The sequence below is a fragment of the Pseudomonas sp. DWP2-2 genome (assembly GCF_049897065.1).
Classification (GTDB): Bacteria; Pseudomonadota; Gammaproteobacteria; order Pseudomonadales; family Pseudomonadaceae; genus Aquipseudomonas; species Aquipseudomonas paracarnis.
In genome coordinates, this window is the sequence record NZ_JAFCVN010000005.1 from 434,584 (window position 1) to 449,309 (window position 14,726).

12 protein-coding genes are annotated in these 14,726 nt (G+C 60.9%); 6 read left to right on the forward strand and 6 right to left on the reverse strand.

The window, feature by feature from the left end; genetic code table 11:
• Positions 1–152: 152 nt before the first annotated feature.
• Positions 153–1,127 carry a LysR family transcriptional regulator gene (locus tag ACP7CZ_RS14665; RefSeq protein WP_034129151.1) on the forward strand — a complete coding sequence of 325 codons (975 nt, stop codon included), beginning with the start codon at positions 153–155 and terminating at the stop codon, positions 1,125–1,127.
• On the opposite strand, the gene ACP7CZ_RS14670 is transcribed toward ACP7CZ_RS14665, so the two are convergent.
• From ACP7CZ_RS14670 to ACP7CZ_RS14680, 3 genes are all read right to left on the reverse strand, one after another.
• Entirely contained in the window at positions 1,057–1,254 is a 198-nt protein-coding gene (locus ACP7CZ_RS14670; protein ID WP_073526287.1) for a PA3496 family putative envelope integrity protein, read from the reverse strand. The two genes, ACP7CZ_RS14665 and ACP7CZ_RS14670, sit on opposite strands and share 71 nt — an antisense overlap.
• Positions 1,255–1,516: 262 nt before the next feature.
• Positions 1,517–2,383: a transcriptional regulator HexR gene (gene hexR / locus ACP7CZ_RS14675; RefSeq protein WP_003177007.1), complete on the reverse strand. Its 867-nt coding sequence runs from the start codon at positions 2,381–2,383 to the stop codon at positions 1,517–1,519.
• Positions 2,384–2,545: 162 nt separating this feature from the next.
• A complete protein-coding gene (locus ACP7CZ_RS14680) occupies positions 2,546–5,419 on the reverse strand; it encodes a putative bifunctional diguanylate cyclase/phosphodiesterase (RefSeq protein WP_294188557.1) in 2,874 nt (957 codons plus the stop codon).
• Between the two features lie 277 nt (positions 5,420–5,696).
• On the opposite strand from ACP7CZ_RS14680, the gene uvrD reads away from it, so the two are divergent.
• The 3 genes from uvrD to ACP7CZ_RS14695 all read left to right on the forward strand — a co-directional run bounded on the left by uvrD (position 5,697) and on the right by ACP7CZ_RS14695 (position 9,596).
• The gene (gene uvrD, locus ACP7CZ_RS14685) at positions 5,697–7,880 is read left to right on the forward strand and encodes a DNA helicase II (protein ID WP_014720554.1); all 2,184 of its coding nucleotides are present in this window, start codon (positions 5,697–5,699) and stop codon (positions 7,878–7,880) included.
• 306 nt (positions 7,881–8,186) lie between these two features.
• Complete coding sequence (locus ACP7CZ_RS14690) at positions 8,187–9,053, forward strand: Tim44 domain-containing protein (RefSeq protein WP_003195740.1); 867 nt, start codon at positions 8,187–8,189, stop codon at positions 9,051–9,053.
• Positions 9,054–9,188: 135 nt separating this feature from the next.
• A complete protein-coding gene (locus ACP7CZ_RS14695; protein WP_034129154.1) occupies positions 9,189–9,596 on the forward strand; it encodes an SMI1/KNR4 family protein in 408 nt (135 codons plus the stop codon).
• An 82-nt stretch (positions 9,597–9,678) separates the two neighbouring features.
• Here ACP7CZ_RS14695 and ACP7CZ_RS14700 read toward each other — a convergent pair whose 3' ends face one another.
• Complete coding sequence (locus tag ACP7CZ_RS14700; protein WP_054896081.1) at positions 9,679–11,439, reverse strand: cation:proton antiporter; 1,761 nt, start codon at positions 11,437–11,439, stop codon at positions 9,679–9,681.
• Between the two features lie 282 nt (positions 11,440–11,721).
• Between ACP7CZ_RS14700 and ACP7CZ_RS14705 the strand changes: the two genes are divergently transcribed.
• Positions 11,722–12,207 carry an acyl-CoA thioesterase gene (locus ACP7CZ_RS14705; protein ID WP_003195747.1) on the forward strand — a complete coding sequence of 162 codons (486 nt, stop codon included), beginning with the start codon at positions 11,722–11,724 and terminating at the stop codon, positions 12,205–12,207.
• Between the two features lie 133 nt (positions 12,208–12,340).
• On the opposite strand, the gene pdxY is transcribed toward ACP7CZ_RS14705, so the two are convergent.
• A complete protein-coding gene (pdxY, locus tag ACP7CZ_RS14710) occupies positions 12,341–13,213 on the reverse strand; it encodes a pyridoxal kinase PdxY (RefSeq protein WP_003195749.1) in 873 nt (290 codons plus the stop codon).
• Positions 13,214–13,330: 117 nt separating this feature from the next.
• On the opposite strand from pdxY, the gene ACP7CZ_RS14715 reads away from it, so the two are divergent.
• Complete coding sequence (locus ACP7CZ_RS14715) at positions 13,331–13,726, forward strand: DUF3301 domain-containing protein (RefSeq protein ID WP_003195752.1); 396 nt, start codon at positions 13,331–13,333, stop codon at positions 13,724–13,726.
• Here ACP7CZ_RS14715 and ACP7CZ_RS14720 read toward each other — a convergent pair.
• A complete protein-coding gene (locus ACP7CZ_RS14720; protein WP_054896082.1) occupies positions 13,720–14,682 on the reverse strand; it encodes a CobW family GTP-binding protein in 963 nt (320 codons plus the stop codon). The two genes, ACP7CZ_RS14715 and ACP7CZ_RS14720, sit on opposite strands and share 7 nt — an antisense overlap.
• Between the last annotated feature and the right edge of the window lie 44 nt (positions 14,683–14,726).

Sequence of the window (14,726 nt, forward strand, 5' to 3'; positions counted from 1 at the left end):
CAGCCGGGCCGGCGCGTGACCAAATGTTTCATGACAGTCGCGAGACACACACTATGCGCACAGGAGAATTAACAAAAATCAATAATTATTGGGTTGTGTATAAGTAAAGACTTATAGTTGGCTGGAACACCAAGGGGCCGAGGCTTTATAAAATGCGTAAGTCATTGATGCGTATGACATTGCGTCAATTGCAGATCTTCAATGAAGTGTGTGATTTGCGTTCCTACAGCCGTGCCGCCGAGGAAATGTCCCTCACCCAACCGGCGGTCAGCCTGCAAATTCGCCAGCTGGAAGAACTGATCGGCCAACCGCTGTTCGACTATGTCGGCAAAAAACTCTACATGACCGAGGCCGCCGAAGCTTTGCAACGGGCCAGCCGCGACATCTTCGGGCGCCTGGAAAACCTCGATATGCAGCTGTCGGACATGCAGGGTTCACTGCAAGGCCAACTGAAACTGGCGGTGGAGTCCAGCGCCAAGTATTTCGTGCCGCACCTGTTCGCCGCCTTCAAGCGCCAGCATCCGGAAGTGCAATTGCAGCTCACGGTGGTCAACCGTGCCCAGGTGATCCGCCGGCTCTCGGACAACCGCGACGACCTGGTGATCATGTCCATGGTGCCCCAGGACATGGGCCTGGAATTCCTGCCGTTTCTCAACAATCCTATTGTCGCCGTGGCGCTGCCAGATCATCCGTTGAGCCTGCAAGGGCCACTGCGCTTGCAGGACCTGGAGCCTTATACCCTGCTCATCCGCGAGCCGGGCTCTGGCACGCGACTGGCCTGCGAGGAATACTTCAAGGAAAAACGCGTGCACTTCACCCAGACGGTGGAAGTGGCCTCGGCCGAGGCGCAGCGTGAATGTGTGAGTGCAGGGTTGGGCGTGGCATTGCTGACGCGCCACGCCTTGAACCTGGAGCTGGCCACCGGCGGGCTCAAGGAGCTGCCGGTGGAAGAACTGCCGCTGTACCGCAGTTGGTGCCTGGTGCAGGCCAAGGCTAAACGCCTGTCACCGGTGGCCCATGCGTTCCTGGGCTTTATTCGCAGCGAACGGGTGCAGATCAGCGCGCTGGCTGAGCGTTTCGCTGGGCAGCCACGGGTGCCTGCCAATGCAGTTCCGGGTAGTCACTGATGCTCTGGAGCAACTGGCGCTCCTCGCAACGGTCTTCGATGGCGCGACGGAACGCCATGCGGCGCTGGTCTTCCTGCTGACGACGGGTCTTGACGGTGCTGTTGCTGTCTTCGTAGGGCCGGGTCATTTGGAGTCTCCCAATGCGAGTACGGGGAGTACAGGATGGGCGTGGGGGATGACGGTTTGGCGGCGCGGGGATTACAGGATGATGAATCTTGCGAAATTGACGCAAACTCCCTGTAGGAGCTGGTTCGCTGTGGCGAGCAAGCTTGCTTGCGCTGGGGTGCGAAGCGCCCCCAAAAAGCCGGAGACTGCTGCGCAGTCAGCGGGAGCAAGCTCCCTCGCCACAGCAAGCCAGCTCCCACACTTTGACCGAGTATGGCCTGGGCTTAGTCGTCGAGGGCTTTGACGGATTTTGGCGAGAGGCGAAGGCTACGCAAGCTGCGCTTCACGCTCTTGAGGTGGTTGACCAGGCTCGGGCCACGGGCCATGGCCACGCCCATCGCCAACACGTCGATGACCACCAGGTGGGCAATGCGCGAGGTCAGCGGCGTGTAGATTTCGGTGTCTTCATGCACGTCGATCGCCAGGTTCACCGTGGACAACTCCGCCAATGGCGTCTGGCTCGGGCACAGGGTAATCAACGACGCGCCGCTCTCACGCACCAGGTTGGCGGTGATCAGCAGGTCTTTGGAACGACCTGATTGGGAAATGCAGATGGCCACGTCAGTGGGCTTCAAGGTCACCGCCGACATCGCCTGCATGTGCGGGTCGCTGTAGGCCGCGGCGGTCAGCAGCAGGCGGAAGAACTTGTGCTGGGCATCGGCCGCCACCGCGCCGGACGCACCGAAGCCGTAGAACTCGACGCGCTGGGCCTGGGACATTGCGGTCACGGCCTTTTGCAGCTCCACCGGGTCGAGCTTCTCACGCACTTCCATCAAGGTGTGCAAGGTGGTGTCGAAGATTTTCAGGCTGTAGTCGGCGACGGAGTCGTCTTCATGGATTGCAAACTGGCCGAAGCTCGCACCGGCAGCCAGGCTTTGCGCCAGCTTGAGCTTGAGGTCCTGAAAGCCGGAGCAACCAATGGCGCGGCAGAAGCGCACGATGGTCGGCTCGCTGATGCCCACGCTGTGGGCCAAGTCGGCCATGGAACTGTGCATCACGGCCGCAGGGTCAAGCAGCACATGATCGGCAACCTTGAGTTCCGATTTGCGTAACAGGTGGCGCGACTGGGCGATATGTTGCAACAGGTTCAAAGGGCAGGACTCTTGTTATTGGCAGGCGCCAGGGATGTAGCAAGCTTGTAGTTATACTACAAGAATTGTCGTTTTGCCCGTTAGATGCATCACTAAATCGCCCTGCTCCCCTCTGATTCAGCGGGCAGGCGCTATGTAGCCATAAAGGCGGCCTACGCTGCGTTAAGAAAAATCTGCGTTTTTGCGTAACAAATCCGCCAGCCCTTCGGCCCTCATGGGCGGGCTGATCAGGTAACCCTGTACCTCGTCACACTGCTCACCGCGCAGGAAATCCAGCTGCTGCTGATCCTCCACTCCTTCGGCCACTACCTTGAGCGCCAACCCGTGGGCCATGGCGATGATCGCACGGGTGATGGCCGCATCCTCGCGCCCCTGGCCAAGCCCCCGGATAAAGGCCTGGTCGATTTTTACGTAGTCCACCGGGATACGCTTGAGGTAGCTGAGGGACGAATAACCGGTGCCAAAGTCGTCGATGGCCAGCTTCACCCCCAGGTCGCGCAATTGCTGGAAGGTGGCGATGATGTGTTCAACGCTGTCGAGCAACTGGCTTTCGGTCAGTTCCAGCTCCAGGTACTGCGGGTCCAGTGCGGTTTCCTCCAGCACTTGGCGCACCAGGCTGACCAGCTTGCCCTGGCGCAGCTGATGCACCGACAGGTTGACCGACACGCGAATCGGCGCCAGCCCCTGACGCTGCCATTCGCAGGCCTGCCAGCAGGCCTGGCGCAGCACAAATTCGCCCAACGGCACGATCAAGCCGGTTTCTTCCGCCAAACCGATAAAGTCACTCGGCGGCACCATGCCCCATTGCGGATGCTCCCAGCGGACCAACGCCTCGGCAGCCTTCAGCTTGCCAGTGACCAGGCACAGCTTGGGTTGGTAAAACACCGTGAGCTGACGCTCGTCGATGGCTTTGCGCAGGTGGTTTTCCAGCTGCAAACGCTCCAGGGTGCTGGCTTGCAGGCTGTCGGTGAAGAACTGGAAATTATTCCCGCCCAAATGCTTGGCGTGCTGCATCGCCATATTCGCCTGGCTGACCAGTGCAGAAATCTCCCGTGCGTTATCAGGCAGCAGGCTGACGCCCATCGAGGCGCTGACCACCAGTTCATGCCCCTCCACATTCACCGGCACGCGCAATTTCGCCAGCAGCCGGGTCGCCACCCGCGCCAGGCTCGATAGGTTGCCATAGGCGTCAAACAACACGGCGAATTCATCACCGGACAGGCGCGCAATGGTGTCGGCCTCCGGCAGCGCGTTGATCAAGCGCCGCGCCATTTTCTGCAGCAGTTGGTCGGCCACTTCATGGCCCAGGCTGTCATTGAGCAATTTGAAGCGGTCGAGGTTGATATGCAGCAGCGCGAGGCTGCGACCGCCTTGGCGCACCCGCTGGTGAGCTTCGCGCAGCCGTTCGCGAAACAGCGAGCGGTTGGCCAGGCCGGTCAACTCGTCGTAGTGGGTGAGGTAGCGCATGCGCTCTTCCGACTCGCGCCGGGCGGACAGATCGGCGAAGAATCCTACGATATGACTGACGTTCCCCCGTACATCACGCACCACATTTAGCTGTAGCCATTGCGGGTACAGTTCGCCGTTCTTGCGCGTCTCCACCAATTCGCCCTGCCAGGTGCCGTGGCTGAGCAATGCCTGGCGGATCAGCGGGAAGTGGCGCCGCGCATCGCGACTGCTGGGCAGTTCCACGACGTTGCGGCCAAGCATGTCGTCGATGTCGAAACCGGTGACGCGGCTGAACGCCTGGTTCACGGCGATCAGCGCGTAGTTCGGGTCGAGGATCACAATGCCTTCGCTGGCCGCCTCGAACACCGTCGAAGCCAGGCGTTGCTGCTCCTCCACCGCCTTGCCGGCGCTGATGTCGCGGCGCGTGCCCAGCATACGGATGACGCGGCCACTGGGCGTGCGCTCCACGGCGCGCCCGCGGTCTTCGATCCACACCCAATGCCCATCGCCATGACGTATCCGGTACTCCACCTGATAGTCCTCGCTGCGGCCTTTGAGATGCTCTACCAGTGCGTGCTTGAGCAGTGGCAGATCGTCGGGGTGCAGGCGCGGTTTGAGGTGGCTGAGCATCGCCGTGACGTATTCGGGCTCCAGGCCAAACAACTCCTTGAGTTGCGTGTGGTGGACCTCGTCGGTTTGCAGGTTCCAGTCCCACAGGCCCAGTTCACTGGCTTGCAGGGCCATAGCCAGGCGCGCTTCGCTTTTACTCAAGGCGAGGCTGGCAGCATCCAATTGCTGGCTGCGTTGCGCCACACGATCTTGCAGACCGACCTGGGCTTCACGCAAGTTCTGCTCCACCTCGCGGCGCTGCTCGACTTCGCGCACCAGGTCCTGGTTCAACTGCTCACTGCGTTGCTGCGCCTGCTGTAAATGCTCGATCAGGGCCTGGTTCTGGAAACGGCGCAACAACCCGCGCTGGATGAGGCGGTTGACCTGCCACGCGACCAGGCTCAGGGACGCCAGCAGGATCAGCCCGAGCACGCCCCAGCCTTGTTGCTGCGGGGTGCCATCCCAGAACAGGTAGACGATGGCCGGCACCAGGCACGGCAAGGCAAACGACAGGTAAGCCCAAAAGCTCACGGCATAGGCCACGCTGGCCGACAAGGTGGCGGCGCCGATCAGGCCAAACACCCAGGCCTGATGCATGAAGCTGTCCGTGGGCACCAGGGCAATGGCCGCAACGGAGAGGGTCAGGCCACTGACCGCCGAGCCGAGCATGAACATACGGCGCCACACGGGCTGGGCCTGCCGGCTGGGCATGGCCGAATCAAAGGCTGCCACTTGAATCACGCGCATCGCCACCAGGGCAAGCAGCCAGAGCAGCCAGACGCTGTCCAGCAGGTACTGATTGGGGTTCCACAGCAACCAGGCGCAGACCAGGCCGTTGACCAGCATCAGCAGCGTCGGCAGCAACGAACCTTGATACAGCAGGCGCGTGCGCTCAACCGCGATTTCGGTTGCATAGTGTTTACGGATGACCTGCGCTGGGGCCGGCGAGGGGCCAAACAGGTCGGTGCTAAGGGTCATAGGCGGTGTTCTTATAATGGTGAGCCCGAAACGTCGACGGAGCATACACAAGCAAGCGCCTGGGCCAAACTGCTACAAGTCATAAAAAACCTGCTGCGATTGGCCGCAAACCTTTGGCCCAGACCGCTTGAGCAAGACACAGCATGGGCTGCGGGCGATGACCAACCGGTCATCACCCCCGTCAGAATGTTCGCCCGTCGGTAGCTTGCAGGCGTTTTGCATCGACCATCCGGCATTGGGATTTGCCCAGGCCCCCCAAGGCCCATAGAATGCGTCGATGCGCGATGATCTCTCTCTTTTGCTGAACTCCCTCAACGATGCCCAACGCCAGGCCGTAGCGGCCCCCGTTGGCCGTCAGTTGGTCCTGGCCGGTGCTGGCTCCGGTAAAACCCGAGTGCTGGTGCACCGTATTGCCTGGTTGATCCAGGTCGAAAACGCGTCCCCGCATTCCATCCTGTCGGTGACCTTCACCAACAAGGCTGCTGCCGAGATGCGTCATCGCATCGAGCAGTTGATGGGCATCAGCCCGGCCGGCATGTGGGTGGGCACCTTCCACGGCCTGGCGCACCGCCTGTTGCGGGCGCATTGGCAGGAAGCCGGACTGAGCCAGACCTTCCAGATTCTCGACAGCGACGACCAGCAACGCCTGGTCAAGCGCGTGATCCGCGAACTGGGCCTGGACGAACAACGCTGGCCGGCGCGCCAGGCACAGTGGTTTATCAATGGCCAGAAAGACGAGGGCCTGCGCCCGCAACATATCCAAGCCAGCGGCGACCTGTTCCTGGCCACAATGCGCAGCATTTATGAGGCCTATGAAGCGGCCTGCGTGCGCGCTGGCGTCATCGACTTCTCCGAACTGCTGCTGCGTGCCCTCGACCTGTGGCGCGACAACCCCGGTTTGCTGGCCCATTACCAGAAACGCTTCCGCCATATCCTGGTGGACGAGTTTCAGGACACCAACGCCGTGCAGTACGCCTGGTTGCGTCTACTGGCCAAGGGCGGTGACAGCCTGATGGTGGTGGGCGATGACGACCAGTCGATCTACGGCTGGCGTGGCGCGAAAATCGAGAACATCTACCAGTATTCCGAAGACTTCCCGGACGCGGTGACCATCCGCCTGGAGCAGAATTACCGCTCCACCGCCGGGATCCTCAAGGCGGCCAACGCCTTGATCGCCAACAACACCGGGCGCCTGGGCAAAGAGCTGTGGACCGACGGCGGCGAAGGCGAAGCGATCAACCTGTACGCGGCGTTCAATGAGCACGATGAAGCGCGCTACGTGGTCGAAACCATTGAAAGCGCACTGAAAACCGGCCTGGCCCGCAGCGATATCGCGATTCTGTACCGTTCCAACGCCCAATCGCGGGTGCTGGAAGAGGCCTTGCTGCGCGAGCGCATCCCGTACCGCATCTACGGCGGCCAGCGCTTCTTCGAACGTGCAGAAATCAAGAACGCCATGGCCTACCTGCGCTTGCTGGAAGGCCGGGGTAACGATGCAGCGCTGGAGCGGGTGATCAACATCCCGGCGCGTGGCATTGGCGAGAAAACCGTCGAAGCGATCCGCGACCATGCGCGCCATGCCGATGTGTCGATGTGGGAAGCCATGCGCTTGCTGATCGCCAACAAAGGCCTGACTGGCCGTGCTGCGGGGGCGTTGGGGGTGTTTGTCGAGCTGATCGAGAACCTGGCCGCCAAGTGCGCAGAGATGCCGCTGCACCTGATGACTCAGACCGTGATCGAGCAGTCCGGGCTGATCGCCTATCACGAAGCGGAAAAAGGCGAGAAAGGCCAGGCCCGGGTAGAAAACCTTGAGGAACTGGTCAGCGCCGCCCGCGCGTTCGAAAACACCGAGGACGACGAAGAGCTGACGCCGCTCGCCGCCTTCCTGGGCCACGCCTCGCTGGAAGCCGGCGATACCCAGGCCGACGAGCATGAAGACAGTATCCAACTGATGACCTTGCACAGCGCCAAAGGCCTGGAATTCCCTTATGTGTTCCTGGTGGGCATGGAAGAAGGCCTGTTCCCTCACAAGATGAGCCTGGAAGAACCCGGCCGCCTTGAAGAAGAACGCCGCCTGGCCTACGTGGGCATTACCCGGGCGATGCAGAACCTGGTGATGACCTACGCCGAGACCCGACGCCTGTATGGCAGCGAAACCTACAACAAGGTGTCGCGCTTCGTACGTGAGGTGCCGAAGGGGCTGATCCAGGAAGTACGCTTGTCCAACAGCGTCAGCCGCCCGTTCGGCGGTGGCCAGCAACAGAACTCCAGCAGCATGTTTGCCGGTTCCGAAATACCGGAAACCCCGTTCAGCCTGGGCCAGCAGGTCAAGCATGCGATCTTCGGCGAAGGCGTGATCCTCAACTTCGAAGGCGCAGGCGCCCAGGCGCGGGTGCAGGTGAACTTCGCCGAGGGCAGCAAGTGGCTGATGATGGGTTACGCCAAGCTCGAAGCGGTCTGAGCTGATCACCTGTGGCCATAGATTGCTTCCGCTGGCGTGCGCAGCGCGCCCGTTTTTTGGGGCTGCTGCGCAGCCCAGCGGGAGCAATCTCTGGCCACAATAAGCCCACCATCATGAAACACTGCGTAACATGAAGATTATTGGCCCAGCCTTGTTTTAGAGGCGTGCGGGCCAATATCTGTAATTGGTCCTACAGACCCTTCGGATTTGGTCTTACGCAAAAGCCCGAAACATTATGCCGCTAGCCACTGCCACGACACCTGTGCAACATGGCGCGCGTGCAATCCACAAATGGGAATTCCCTATATGAAACGTTTTCTTAGCATCGCCATGGCGTTGTGCATCGGCCTGACGATGAGCCTCGACGCCAACGCCAAACGCTTCGGTGGCGGCAAAAGCTCGGGCGCGGCACCGACTCACCAGACCAGCCAAATGGCTCCATCCGCCGGTGCCGGCGGTGCTGCGGCTACTGCAGGCGCAGCCGGTGCCGCTGGCGCTGCTGCCAAGGCCGGCGGTGCTTCGCGTTGGCTGGGCCCACTGGCCGGCATCGCCGCCGGTGGCCTGCTTGCGTCCATGTTCATGGGCGACGGCTTCCAGGGCATGCAGATCTTCGACATCCTGATCATGGGCGTCATCGCCTTCCTGGTCTTCCGCTTTATCGCCGCCCGTCGCCGCAAGCAGCAGGAGCACCTGGCTCCAGCCGGCGCGCCGATGCAGCGTGAAGCGTTCGAACAGAAGCCTGCCATGGGTTCGATCTTCGGTGGTTCGGCAGCCCCTGCCGCCCGTCCGGTGATCAACGCACCGGCTTGGTTCAACGAAGAGCGTTTCGTCGAAGCGGCCCGCAGCCACTTCCAGTCCCTGCAACAGCACTGGGACGCCAACGAAATGGACAAGATCTCCGAGTTCGTGACCCCGCAGTTGCTGGAGTTCCTCAAGCGCGAACGTGCCGAGATCGGTGACGCCTTCCAGTCGACCTACATCGACGACCTGCGCGTACAGCTCGATGGCGTGGATGATCGTGCCGACAAGACTATCGCCACCCTGACCTTCAGCGGCGTGTCGAAGTCCTCGCGCTTCGACCAGGGCGAAGTGTTCAGCGAAAGCTGGAATATGGAACGCGCCCAGGGCGACGACCAGCCATGGCTGGTCGCCGGTATCCGCCAGAACGGCTAATACCTGCGCGTTTGAGCAAGCGGTAACAAAAACCCCGGACATGTCCGGGGTTTTCTATTTCACGGTTGCACTTATAGCGAGCTACTGTATAAAACGCCCCTATAAACCGCGCCATCTAGCAAGAGGATCCCGGCCGTGGAAGAAATCATCGAACAACTGCGTGAAGCCAACGAACCGGTCCCGGTGCCTTTGGAGCTGCCTGACGAAGACCTGCTGGTGGAAATCGAGGAACAACTGTTCATCGACATCCCCTTTGTCTTCCGTGAATTCTTGCTGACCGTCAGTGACGTGGTCTACGGCAGCCTGGAGCCGGTGACCGTCACCGACCCACAGTCCCACACTTACCTGCCAGACGTTGCCGCCAACGCCTGGGATGCCGGTGTTGATCGCAGCCTGATCCCTATCTGCCAGGACGGCGACGACTACTATTGCGTCGAAGAAGACGGCACCGTCGTGCTGTGGTCCGGTGAGGAAGAACTGGTTACTGAAGAAACCTGGGAATCGGTGTGGCACTGGGCACGGGACGTCTGGCTGGAAAGCTGAATCCCCTGACCTCTGGCAACCGGCTTTTGTGGCGAGGGAGCTTGCTCCCGCTGGGCTGCAAAGCAGCCCCCGCCAACGCCAGTCAGTGTTCCGTATCCTTGTGGTTATCCAGCGTCTCCAGCAACGCAACCTGCATCCGCGTATGCACACGGATAAACCAGCGCCAGAGCACTGCAGCCACCGCCGCCGTGACCACGGCAATCAACACCAGCAACTTGTTGGTCGGCAGAATACTGGCCGACAAGGCTGCCAATAGCAGGAAGATCACCAGCAGCGACAAGAGGGGGATCAGCTCCGCAATCACCCTTCGCACACGCTGGGTATGACGCCCGGCCATCTCTGGCTTCACGCTCATCTCCGCCAGCAGCATCGACAGCGCCTTGAGCTTGCGATACGCCGCAATCAGAAACGGCAACGACACTAGCAGCGCCCCGCCCCAGATCAACGCCTTCTGCCAGCTTTGATCGCTGACCCAGCCTTCCAGATACCCACCGATGCGCCCTGCGAAAAAGCTGCCGGCAAAGAAGATTGCGATCACCAATGCCAGGTTTACCCCGACTTGAAGGATGATCTTGCGGATCATCGCGGCCAACATCGCCCCCTCGCCCTGGGGCTGAATGCTGCGCAGCCATTCGCCATACATGCCGAACACTCGGCTCATACGCTTGGGCATCACCGCCGCGATCTTCAATGACAGTGGGTCCGCGCCACGAATCAGGTAGGGCGTCAGCAGCGTGGTGATCGCCGAAACGGCCACCGCCACGGGATACAGAAAGTCGCTGGTGACCTGCAGGGTCATCCCCAGCGCCGCGATGATGAAAGAAAACTCGCCAATTTGTGACAGCCCCATACCCACCCGCAGCGAGGTGCGACCATCATTGCCGGCGATAAACGCACCCAGCCCGCAAGACAGCATCTTGCCCAGCACCACGGCCACGGTGATCACCGCAATGGGCCAGGCGTATTGCAACAGGATCTGCGGGTCGATCATCAAGCCAATCGCCACGAAGAAAATCGCGCTGAACATGTCGCGAACGGGTTCGATCAGGCGTTCGATCTTAATCAACTGCCGGGATTCAGCCATGATCGCGCCGATCAAAAAGGCCCCGAGCACCATGCTGTATTCCAACTTCACCACCAGCAGGCAGAAACCAAAGCACAGCCCCAATACCGTGATCAGCAGCATCTCGTTGCTTTCAAACTTGGCCACATAAGCCAGCAGGCGCGGCACCAGCAAAATACCAATCACCAGCGCAACGATCATGAACAGCGAGAGCTTGCCGACTGTGGAGAACACCTCGCCGGAGCTGACCGTGCCACTCACGGCGATGCTCGACAGCAAGGCAATGATGCCGATACCCAGGATGTCCTCGACAATCAGCACACCGAAAATCAGCTGGGCGAACCGCTGGTCTTTCATCTTCAGGTCGTTGAGAGCCTTGACGATAATGGTGGTCGAGGAGATTGCCAGGATCGCGCCGAGGAACAGCGAGTCCATGGTGCTCCAGTCGAACCAGCGGCCGATCTCGTAGCCGATCCAGATCATCAGCACGATTTCCAGGAACGCCGCGATAAACGCCGTGGCCCCGACTTTGAATAGCTTGCGCAGGCTGAATTCCAGGCCCAGGCAAAACATCAGGAAGATGACACCCAACTCCGCCAGGGTCTTGATCGTGTCTTCATCGTGGATCAGGCCAAACGGCGGGGTGTGGGGGCCGATAATGAAGCCGGCGACGATGTAGCCCAACACCACCGGCTGCTTGAAGCGGTGAAACAGGATGGTGACCACCCCTGCCACCAGCATGATCACGGCCAAGTCCTGGATAAAGCTGATGGCGTGCATGGCGAGGGGCTCCTTGAGGGTGCCGGCGCTTTTCCCACTTCCGGCCTCGCCTTTGAAGGGTCGGAAAAGTCTGCCTTGATCGTAAGAAAAGCCCTGAGAAGGGCTTTTGAAGGGTAACACCGGGACTTCTGCTGGAAAGCCGGTGCAATATATGGAAACAGATCGCTGCGCGCGTGACGGCAAGCCGCCTGACGGCGTCCCGTTAGGGATGGCGCTGCAAAGACTTTGAGTACCCGCAGAGGTGCCTCCCCCCAACCAATGCCTACAACCCGTGAGTGTGCTATGGAACCCGGAAACGCCCAGCTGTCGATGACGGTACTGATGACCCCTGACATGGCCAACTTCTCTGGCAATGTGCACGGCGGCACGCTGCTCAAGTACCTCGACGAAGTGGCCTATGCCTGCGCCAGCCGTTATGCCGGTCGTTATGTGGTCACGCTGTCAGTAGATCAGGTGATCTTTCGCGAGCCGATTCATGTCGGTGAGCTGGTGACCTTCCTGGCGTCAGTCAACTACACCGGCAATACGTCGATGGAAGTGGGCATCAAGGTGGTGACCGAGAATATCCGTGAACGCTCGGTGCGCCATACCAACAGCTGCTTCTTCACCATGGTGGCCGTGGACGACCAGCGCAAACCTGCCGCCGTACCGCCGTTGCAGCCGCAGAACAGCGAAGACAAGCGCCGCTTTGTGCAGGCTCAGCAGCGTCGGCAGATTCGTCAGGAACTGGAAAAGCGCTACCGGGAGATCAAAGCCGACGCGCCGTAAACTCCAAGCGGCGACTCAACTCAAAAACGTGTGGGAGCGGGCTTGCCCGCGATAGCAGTGGTTCAGTCGACATCGCTTTGACCGAGACTCCGCCATCGCGGGCAAGCCCGCTCCCACATTGGGTTCTTTGTGCTTACAGGCTGATCGGTGTGGCTTCGAAGCGCACACGAGGGTGGGCAATACGGTCCTGGGCCCGCACCAGTTCCAGTTCATAACTGGCGCAAGCCTGGGTTTCCAGCAGCACTTCATGCACGGCCGCGGCGGTGAATTCAAAGGCAGCCACCAGGCTATCACCCAACAGCACCCGCGCCAGAAACAGGCCCGACGTCAGGTCGCCCACGCCCACTGGCTGACGCGGAAACGCCAGCAGGGGCCGGCGCAAGTGCCAACTGCCATCAGCCGTCACCAACAGCATTTCAAACCCTTCTGGCAGTTTGCCTGGGTAATCCAGGTGCTTGACCAACACCGCTTTGGGTCCGCGCGCCAGCAAGGCCTTGGCCATCGCCAGGCAATCGAACAGCGATTGCGGCTTGCGCCCGGCAAAACTATCCAGCTCCAGTTGGTTGGGGCACAGGAAGTCCGCCATGGCGGCGGCTTCATCCAAGAGGAAATCGCTGACCTCCTGCGGCACGATGCAACCCTTTTCCGGGTGGCCCATCACCGGGTCGCACAGGTACAGCGCCTTGGGGTTGATCGCCTTGATGCGCGCCACACCGCTGAGGATGGCGCGGCCCTGGTCGGCACTGCCCAGGTAACCGGACAGCACCGCATCACAGTTGCCCAGCTCGCCAATCGCGGCAATACCCTCCACCAGCGCAGGAATTTGCTGCGGCGCCAGCACTTCGCCCGCCCACTGTCCATACTGTGTGTGGTTGGAGAACTGCACCGTGTTGAGCGGCCAGACGTTCACCCCGACCCGCTGCATAGGGAACACGGCGGCGCTGTTTCCGGCGTGGCCGAAGACCACATGAGACTGGATCGCAAGCAGGTGAGGTGTACGTTTCATGCGGGAGATTTCCGTAAAACCGTTGAATTTCTGGCCGAGCAGTATGCGACTAAACGCAGCCTGTACGACAGACCGGCGACACAGTTAAGCTGCGCTCACTTTGTTGGAGTTCATGGAATGCTGACCCTGGGAAACATCTTCGTCTTGATGCTGCTGGCCACCGGCGCCGCCTGGGTTTGGCACAACCACGGCCTGCGCGAACGGGCGCTGGCGCGGGTCAAGCAGCATTGCGCCAAGCTCGATATCGAGCTGCTTGACGGTGCCGTGGCGCTCAAACGCATCGGTTTCGTCAAGGATGCCAATGGCCGCCGACGCCTGGCGCGTATCTATAATTTCGAGTTCACGGTGACCGGCGAAACCCGGCATGCCGGGGTCATCACCCAATTCGGCGCCCACAGCGCGCAGATCGAACTGGCGCCCTACCCGTTCGAAACCAAGGAGCCGCTGCCCAGCGCCGAGATCATCGAATTGAGCCAGTGGCGCCAGGACCACGCCAGCAAGAAACATCAGTAACGGCAGGCTGCCAGGGCGCTTTGCAATGCGGCCACGTCCTGTGGTGCGCTGAAGATCAACTCAACACGTGAATCGCGCCGCCAAGCGCTGGGTTGCCAGTGCAGTGGGCTGTTATCCACAGCGTTGGCGGACACCCAACCGTCAACGCTGTGGATGACCAATTTGGCACGGCGCCAGTCGATACTCGATAGCCACTGATGCAGACGGCTGACATCGAATCGCTGGCTTGGGTGCCAGCGCCAGCCAATGCTCCAGCCGCCCTCCTGGCCCTGACTCAGACAGATCGGCAACCCAGGGTCACTCCAGATCGCCGGCATTTGCCCCACCGCTTCAGGCACGCCGAGATTATCCACCGCTACTTGGGCCTGCGCTTTCAAACCAGGCAACTGGTCGAGTGGCAATCGCGCCTGGCGTGTCCAATGGAGCGGGCAATCGGGTAATTGCGCTTCAATCGCCTGACGTTGCACCGCAGTCAGCGTCTCGTCCTTGTTCAACAGCAGCAGACCGGCACTGGCCAACGCCTCCTGTTGTGCCTGCGGCAACGGCCTGCCCGCCGCCAACGCCTGGGCATCGAGTACCAGCACGCAAGGCTGCACGGCCAGCACGTCTTGCCATGGTGCGTGCCGCAGTTGCTTGAGCAATTGCGCCGGATGGCCCAAGCCTGAGGGCTCGATAAACAACCGGTCCGGCTTAGCCTTACGCAACAAGCGGCCCAGCCCTACCTGGAACGGTGCACCGTTCACACAGCACAAACAGCCGCCAGCCACCTCGCCCAAGGCGATGCCGTCATCGTCTTGTGTGAGTAGGGCTGCGTCCAGGCCGATCTGGCCGAACTCGTTGATCAGCACCGCCCAGCGCTCGTTGGCCGGGCGCTGGGCAAGCAGGTGCTTGATCAGGCTGGTCTTGCCGGCGCCCAAGGGCCCTGCAATCACATGGGTAGGAATGTTCTGCAACATGAGAGGCATCGTTCAGGCCGTGTAGAGCGTTTGATCCTACGCGG

What these genes read in the sequence shown, in the direction of transcription:
- ACP7CZ_RS14670 (WP_073526287.1), bottom strand. Translation starts at nt 1,254, where the DNA reads ATGACCCGGCCCTACGAAGACAGCAACAGCACCGTCAAGACCCGTCGT.
- ACP7CZ_RS14680 (WP_294188557.1), bottom strand. Translation starts at nt 5,419, where the DNA reads ATGACCCTTAGCACCGACCTGTTTGGCCCCTCGCCGGCCCCAGCGCAG.
- uvrD (WP_014720554.1), top strand. Translation starts at nt 5,697, where the DNA reads ATGCGCGATGATCTCTCTCTTTTGCTGAACTCCCTCAACGATGCCCAA.
- pdxY (WP_003195749.1), bottom strand. Translation starts at nt 13,213, where the DNA reads ATGAAACGTACACCTCACCTGCTTGCGATCCAGTCTCATGTGGTCTTC.
- ACP7CZ_RS14715 (WP_003195752.1), top strand. Translation starts at nt 13,331, where the DNA reads ATGCTGACCCTGGGAAACATCTTCGTCTTGATGCTGCTGGCCACCGGC.
- ACP7CZ_RS14665 (WP_034129151.1), top strand. Translation starts at nt 153, where the DNA reads ATGCGTAAGTCATTGATGCGTATGACATTGCGTCAATTGCAGATCTTC.
- ACP7CZ_RS14690 (WP_003195740.1), top strand. Translation starts at nt 8,187, where the DNA reads ATGAAACGTTTTCTTAGCATCGCCATGGCGTTGTGCATCGGCCTGACG.
- ACP7CZ_RS14700 (WP_054896081.1), bottom strand. Translation starts at nt 11,439, where the DNA reads ATGCACGCCATCAGCTTTATCCAGGACTTGGCCGTGATCATGCTGGTG.
- ACP7CZ_RS14720 (WP_054896082.1), bottom strand. Translation starts at nt 14,682, where the DNA reads ATGTTGCAGAACATTCCTACCCATGTGATTGCAGGGCCCTTGGGCGCC.
- ACP7CZ_RS14705 (WP_003195747.1), top strand. Translation starts at nt 11,722, where the DNA reads ATGGAACCCGGAAACGCCCAGCTGTCGATGACGGTACTGATGACCCCT.